At 59.2% G+C, this 6,705-nt stretch carries 5 protein-coding genes; all 5 read left to right on the plus strand.

Annotated features, from left to right (window positions below):
• Positions 1 to 1,110: hypothetical protein (locus NP596_RS18910; RefSeq protein ID WP_256616961.1), on the plus strand; the 1,110-nt coding region annotated here is incomplete at its 5' end.
• Positions 1,111 to 1,131: 21 nt separating this feature from the next.
• Entirely contained in the window at positions 1,132 to 2,994 is a 1,863-nt protein-coding gene (locus NP596_RS18915; RefSeq protein WP_256616962.1) for a hypothetical protein, read from the plus strand.
• Complete coding sequence (locus NP596_RS18920; protein ID WP_256616963.1) at positions 2,991 to 4,562, plus strand: hypothetical protein; 1,572 nt, start codon at positions 2,991 to 2,993, stop codon at positions 4,560 to 4,562. Before NP596_RS18915 ends, NP596_RS18920 begins: the two co-directional genes overlap by 4 nt.
• A gap of 10 nt (positions 4,563 to 4,572) precedes the next feature.
• On the plus strand, positions 4,573 to 6,525 hold the full coding sequence (locus NP596_RS18925; RefSeq protein ID WP_256616964.1) for an ATP-binding protein: 1,953 nt from the start codon (positions 4,573 to 4,575) through the stop codon (positions 6,523 to 6,525).
• The coding region (locus NP596_RS18930) for a hypothetical protein (protein ID WP_256616965.1) at positions 6,525 to 6,705 on the plus strand (181 nt) is incomplete at its 3' end. The genes NP596_RS18925 and NP596_RS18930, both read left to right, overlap by 1 nt.

Genomic DNA, 6,705 nt, shown 5'->3' on the forward strand with positions numbered 1-6,705 from the left:
GTTAATCGCCTGTTGGCCGAGCACCTCGGCACCGACTGGTTCGCGGCCAACGGCGCCGTGCCGATAGGCATGCTGGCGGTGGAAAACGACGCGGTGCTGTGGTTCGACGCGGTGGCCGGGCGTTTTCCGGCCAAGACCGACGCCAATTACTGGACGTTTCTGTCGCATACCCGCCAAGCCATCCAACGCCATTTCAACGGTTGGCAATTGGCGGACGCCGCCGCCCGCCAAGCGCTGATCGACAGTTTTAAATTGGCCTATTTGCCGGCCGCCGGGGTATTGCCGACCTTGTTTCTGGAAGACGTGGCGACCTTGCCGAAAACCCATTGGTTTCCGCCGCATTTGCAGGTGGAAATGGCGCCGATAGCGGAAAGCCAGGTGCAAGGCTTGATCGCCCGCGAACTGCCGCGCATGTCCATCGATCTGGAAAAGGTCGGCGGCGACCGCATCCGCTTGCTGTTGGCGGTGGCCGACAGCGATTTCCGAGCCGACTTATTGGATTTGCCGTTGCCGGATTGGCGGATGCAACAGGAATTGTATCGCTACGCCCAGCGGGCGCACGACAGCTGGAAAGATTGGGTGGTGCAGTACGACGCCTTGTTCAACAATCTGCAGCCGGCGGATTTTCAAACCAGCGAAGGCAAGCGCCTGTTCGCTAGCGTGCCCGACAAAATCGATACAGAAGCCGAGGGCCAGCCGATCACGCCGGAGTTGTTTTTCAATCGGCTGATAGCCGCCAGCCGGGATTGGCAAACCGCCGCCAACGGCATCAATCCCCAGTTGCCGGCACCTTACACCGAGACCGTTCCGCCGCCGCCCGCCGGCGAAACCTTCGATTGGAGCGCCCCGCCTCCCAGCGAGGCAGACGGCTTGCTGAAACAGTATCTGGATGCCAGTCTGCAGATCGAACAGACCGAGCAATTGATAGACGATTTGGCCGATTTGCTGGCCTTGTATGCCGATATGCAGCGCAGCCAGCGCCAGCAAATCGACCATGTCAGCCTGTCGTTCGCCCGCTTGGCGGGTGGATTGCCGGGCGACGGCAGTGGCTTGGCGGTGGCGCGCTGGTTGCCGGACATCAAATTCACCAGCAAAACCCCACCCGCGTAACCAGGCAGAGAGGAAACCGCCATGGCCAACAAATTCTTATTCAACCAGGAAATGGTGAAAGACGTTGCCAGCGTCGAGGTGCAGCCGGTGGTCGCTATCCAAAACCAGCCGCTGGCCGTCAATCAGGCGCTGCAGCTGCAGACTAACGTATTCCAGGCCCAACAAGCCTTGAATACCGAGGTGATGCTCAGCAGCAATTTGCTGAAATACGACCTGACTTATAAGCCGCCCACCAAGGAAACCTTTACCGCGCCTGAACCGGACCAGCAGGCGTCGATTGCGCATATCGATAGCCTGAACACCGTGCTGGGGCTGTTCAATCTAAGCCTGAAAACCCTGCAGGACGATTTGGGCCGGGAAGAGGGCGACAGCAACGCCAGCCTGCAGGCCAAAACCAGGGCGTTTTTGGAAAAGTATAAGGACGATGCCGACGTGGCCCCGCTGTTCAAACAGGAAGTGCGGGAAGGCCGGCTGAAAAGTTACCAGGATATTTTTACCGCGCGCAAAGCCGACATCAGCGCCTTGAAGGACGACTCGTCGCTGTTGTTTCACAGCGGGCGGCTATTGCTGAAGGAAACCCAAACCATCGGCAACCTGCATAGCCAATTGCTGTTATTGCAACGCGCGGTTTTGAAGCGGCTGCTGAATTTACGCGACGAAAAACAACAACTGGCGCTGCAAATCACCGAAGCCCGCCGGCAATTGGACAGTTTGAACCGCACCCGTCTGGAAGATGCCGGCGATTACGCGCTGGCGCAGCGGCTGGTGAGGGACGATTGGCAACAAGTGGAGAGCCGTTTTCAGGCCCGGCGCAAGATTCTGGAAAACTATTCCGGCCTGTATTACGTCAGAGTACGGGAAACCGCCGCCGGCCGCTTGTTGCCGGACGCCCTGGCTTTACGCAGCCAAGCCGCCGGCGATGTGGTGCCGGGCTGTGCTGATACCGATGCCGAGTTGCCGGACGATTTAACCCCGTTCATGGATACGGTGCTGGATATTCCGCTGGCCGACTGGCGCAATTTTCAAAACGATGCGCATTTGCTACCCAGCCGTTTGCGGCAAATCCAACTGCTGGATCTGCGCCGGCAACGCTTGAGCAGTAAAGTCAATCGCAGCCTGCCCGCTACCAGTCAGACCGGCGTGCGGCTGATGCCCTTGCTGCAAGTCAACACCCAGGTATTATCGGTGTTCGCCGGCACAACCGTGCTGCAATCCGCATCGCTGCAACAGCAATTCAGCAGCGCGCATGCGGTGTTGTCGCTGGAAGACGTCTTGAACGGTGCGCGCGGCTTATTGAGCGGCAAGGCTCAGACCTTGCAGCTGCAACTCACCCAGGCCGCCGGCTGCTTGTTGCATGAATTGTCCGGTGTACCGGCGTCGATCCGCTTCCGTTGGGCCCAACTGGTCGAAGATCGAAAGCTGCCCATCGACCAGCCGGAACGTTGGCCAAATTTGGCCGACGTCGAAAAAAACGACATGAGCCGGGTGCGTACCGTGGCAGACTTGGTGAACTGGTTTTACCGGCAGTTGGCCGACAACGCCGGCGACAACAGCCGCACTGCCATCACCCATTTGCTTAGCGCCTGCCTGCTGGTCGCCGCCTCCGACGATCCCGAACAGATTTTGCACGGCAACTTAAAGACCCTGCCGGGTGTGTTCCGGCCCGGCGAATTGCTGCGCTTGAACCTGAACCGGGCGGCCCTGCCGGGGCAGGCTTTGCAATTGCTGGATGCGCAAAGGCAAGTGGTCGGTATGCTGCGGGTCGACGATCACGACCAAAACGGCACCGTGGCCACGCTGATGCAGGTTTATCAGCCGATCACGGTACGGGAAGGCCTGAGCGTCAGCGGTAAGCTCGCCATGGGCCGGGCAGTCGTGAAGTGAATGCGATTCATATCGACCGCCTGCATTTCAAGGGGCGGGAAAGTCAGCGCCAATGGGTGATCGCCGACCTGGACCGGGTGGCATGGCCGTCTTTGCGGGAGCGGGAATATCTGTTTATCCGGCATTTGCATGCCGTCAAACCCGCCGGCCAGCTGGCAATCAGTCTGGCGGAACAGGTGCAAGCCTTGCGGCATGCCGCCGTGTCGGGTTGGCGCGACGACGCGGACCGGCAGCAAGCCGTATATTTTGCCGATTATGCCGAGTTGCTGGCCTGTCTAAGCCGCGACTTGCTGCAAAAAAAACGCCGCTGGTATTGGCGACAATGGGGCGACCTGTTCGACCTGCCCATCGAAACCGCCTTACCTAGCTGTTGGCGTCAGCAACAGCATTTGATTCCGGCGCTGATCGACCAATTGGCCGCGCACGGGCAATTACGCTGGTTTTGCCTGCAATTGACCGACACACTGGCGGAGCAATTATGCCGGGTGGTATGCCCGCAATGGGATGAACTGAAGCAATGCGACATGTCGCCCGCCGATACTCGAGATCAACCGCAACCGCCGCCACGCTGGCTGGCGCCCTGGCAAGCGGCGCTGGCAGGGACGGATCCACCGGTAGGCGTAATGCAATTGGCCGCGCTGATTGCGGTACGCGAATGGCAACCCTTAAAACGGCAAGCGGCCGAGATGCTGCCAGTGTACCGGGCGGTTTTACGGCAATTGCTGATGTTAGCGTCCTCTCAGTCCTACCCTAGCTATCATACCGGGCGTGCCGGCGGGACCGGGCAAACCGCACGTATCGAGGGTTCGAGTTTTTTTGCTAACCAACCGGCAAATACCATAGACACGGCCATTGCCGATACCGATATTGCTAAGTCTGTCATGTCAGCGGACAAGATCAAACGCAGCCATAGCGCTAAAGCGGAACTGCAATCGAATCAAACCGAACAAAAAAATCCGGTTAGCGCGGCAGAAGCGGTTTTAGACTTGAAAGCGCAAACCGTGTCCGGCTTCGTTGCCGATCGAACGATTACAGTCTCGCCGCCAACCATCAGGCCGGATGCCGTTTCAGCTGGCGATTGGACTTACCCCAGTCGCCTGTCGACCCAACAGGGCGGAGTTTTCTATCTGTTGAATTTTCTCAACTTGCCTCGGGTACAGGACGCCTTGCTGTCCGAACCCGTGACCCGCGATTTCCCCTCTGCCTGGGGTTGGCTATGGCGGTTGGCAGTCGCCATGGAATGGCAGCCCGAACCCGGCGTTGAAAATTTATTCGCCTTTTTCTGCGGCTATGACCAGCCCGAACAGTTGCGGCAATTGCCTGCCATGCCGCAAATGCAGGACTTGTTGCAATGGGGTCGCCAGCGTTACGGTGCGGCCTTGTTTAATCGGGATATTTTCGCCGTGCCGGCGCAGATAGAAACGGACGCTTGTCACGTCGATGCGTTTTACGCGCTGGATAGTGTGAATCTGGACGTGCGGCGGGTGGGTTTGGATATCGATCCGGGCTGGCTGCCCTGGCTGGGCAAAGTGGTTAAATTTCATTACGGCGCGTCGCCGCTTGTCTGAGGGTCTCGTCATGACGCACTCCATGCCGCCCAGGGTGATGATACATGCGGGCCAGGAATTGGCGGAAAACCTGGTGTTAACCGCTCTGGCCATCTTCGCCGACATGCACATGCCGCAGACGCCGGAGCTGGTTCAGGAACTGAACGCCACCCAACAATTGCAACGCATTCTGCAACAGCCCGACCGCGGTTGGCTGGAGCTGGTCGAGAGTCTGGATAACCATCTTCCCCGCTTGTCGGGTAATTTAGGCCAGGTGGCGCGCGATTTCGGTTTGAATGCGGCCGATTTTTTCCTGCTGAGCTTATGCGGTGTGGTGGAAAGCCATCATCAGGCCGCCTTATTGATCGGTTTATTGCAACAGCCGCAGCAGCCGCGGCCGGAATTGCACCTGATCGGCGCCGTGTGCCGAACCCTGTTTCGGCAGGAATATACGCCGGTGGATTTATATCAGCATGTCTTGCTGAAAAACGGTTTTTTGCAATTGGAAGGGGACGAGCCGTTGCCGTTGCGGCGCTTGAAAATGGCGCCGCAACTTTGGCAGTTGCTGAACGGCAAAACCATGCAATGGAGCGGCTGCCGGCCCGTGGCGGTTCCGAAAACCACGCTGTTGCCGCCCGAACTGTTGCAAAGCAGCGAGCAATTGGCGCTGTTGCTGGCGCAAAAACGTATCGCCGCCGTGGTATTGCGCGGCGAACCGCAAAACTGCCTGTTGCTGGCCGGCCGATTGGCGCAAAACCTGGGTTTGCAGGCAGTCGTCATCGATGCCGGCGTTTATCAAGACCGGCAACTGGGCCTGTTGGCGCGCTACGGCCGCTGGCTGCCGATACTGAAGCCGCAACTGGGGCCGGGGGAGCGCTTGACGTTGCCCGACGCCTTGCTGGATTTGCCGGTTGCCGTGATCCTGGGCCGCGACGGCAGCGTCGATGCGGCGGGAATCGCAGAGCTGACCGTCAGTGCCTTGGCGCATCCGCAAAGACAGGCCTTGTGGCAAACCTTGTTGCCCGGTTTCGATAGCGCCGCCATTGCCGAAACCGCGCAATTATCCGCCCCGGCCATGGTCGCCATCGCCGAACAAGCGCAACTGCGGGCCCTACAAAACCGGGAAACCCTGCAAGACAAGCATCTGTTGCAGGCGCGTTTTTCGCAAAGCGCCGACCAACTGCGACTGCTGGCCCAACCGGTGGAGCGGCGGGTGAATGCCGACATGCTGATCCTGCCGGACGCTTTGAATCAACAATTACAGCATTTAAGTTTGCGCTGCCGGCGGCGGGAGTCCATGAGCCGGGGCCTGGGTCCCACCTTCGACCCGGCGGAAAACCTGGGCGTGCGGGCCCTGTTCATAGGCGAAAGCGGCACCGGCAAAACCCTGGCGGCGAGTTATCTGGCTTCCTGCCTTTCGGCGCCCTTGTACCGGGTGGATTTGGCCGCCGTTATGAATAAATACATCGGCGAAACCGAGAAAAACCTCAGCCTGATGCTGGATCAGGCCGCCGACCACGACGTGGTGCTGTTGCTGGACGAAGCCGATGCCCTGTTCGGCAAACGCAGCGACGGCGGCGAGGTCAGCGAACGCTTCGCCAACATGCTGACCAATTTTCTGTTAACCCGCATCGAACACCATCCCGGCATCATTATTTTGACCAGCAACAGTCAGGCGCGTATCGATAAAGCCTTTATGCGGCGGCTGGACGCGGTGCTGGAATTTCCGTTGCCTGATATCGAACAGCGCCGGCGGCTTTGGCTCAGCCATTTCGGGTCCCGCGGCCCGGGCGACGAATTTGTGCAACTGTTGGCCCAACATTGCGAATTGCCGGGCGGCTATATCCGCAATGCGGTGTTGAACGCGGCGGTAGTGAATGACGACAAACTCGGCAAGGCCGCCGTATTACAGGCCTTGGCCTGGGAATATCAAAAGCTGGGCCGGCAATTGCCGCCGCAGCTGGATCGCTTTAGGAGGGCATGATGGACAACGCGCCACGTTTGAAACGTAAACCGCAAACCCTGAATAAAGCCGCCAAACCCGCGCCGGAAAAACCGCTGGCACGGGCGGCGGACAAACAGGCGCCCGGCTATCTGCAAGCCAAAATGAAAGTCAGCCAGCCCGGCGACGCCCACGAACAGCAGGCCGACCAGGTTGCCGAGC

Source organism: Methylomonas rivi, from assembly GCF_024505165.1.
Classification (GTDB): Bacteria; Pseudomonadota; Gammaproteobacteria; order Methylococcales; family Methylomonadaceae; genus Methylomonas; species Methylomonas rivi.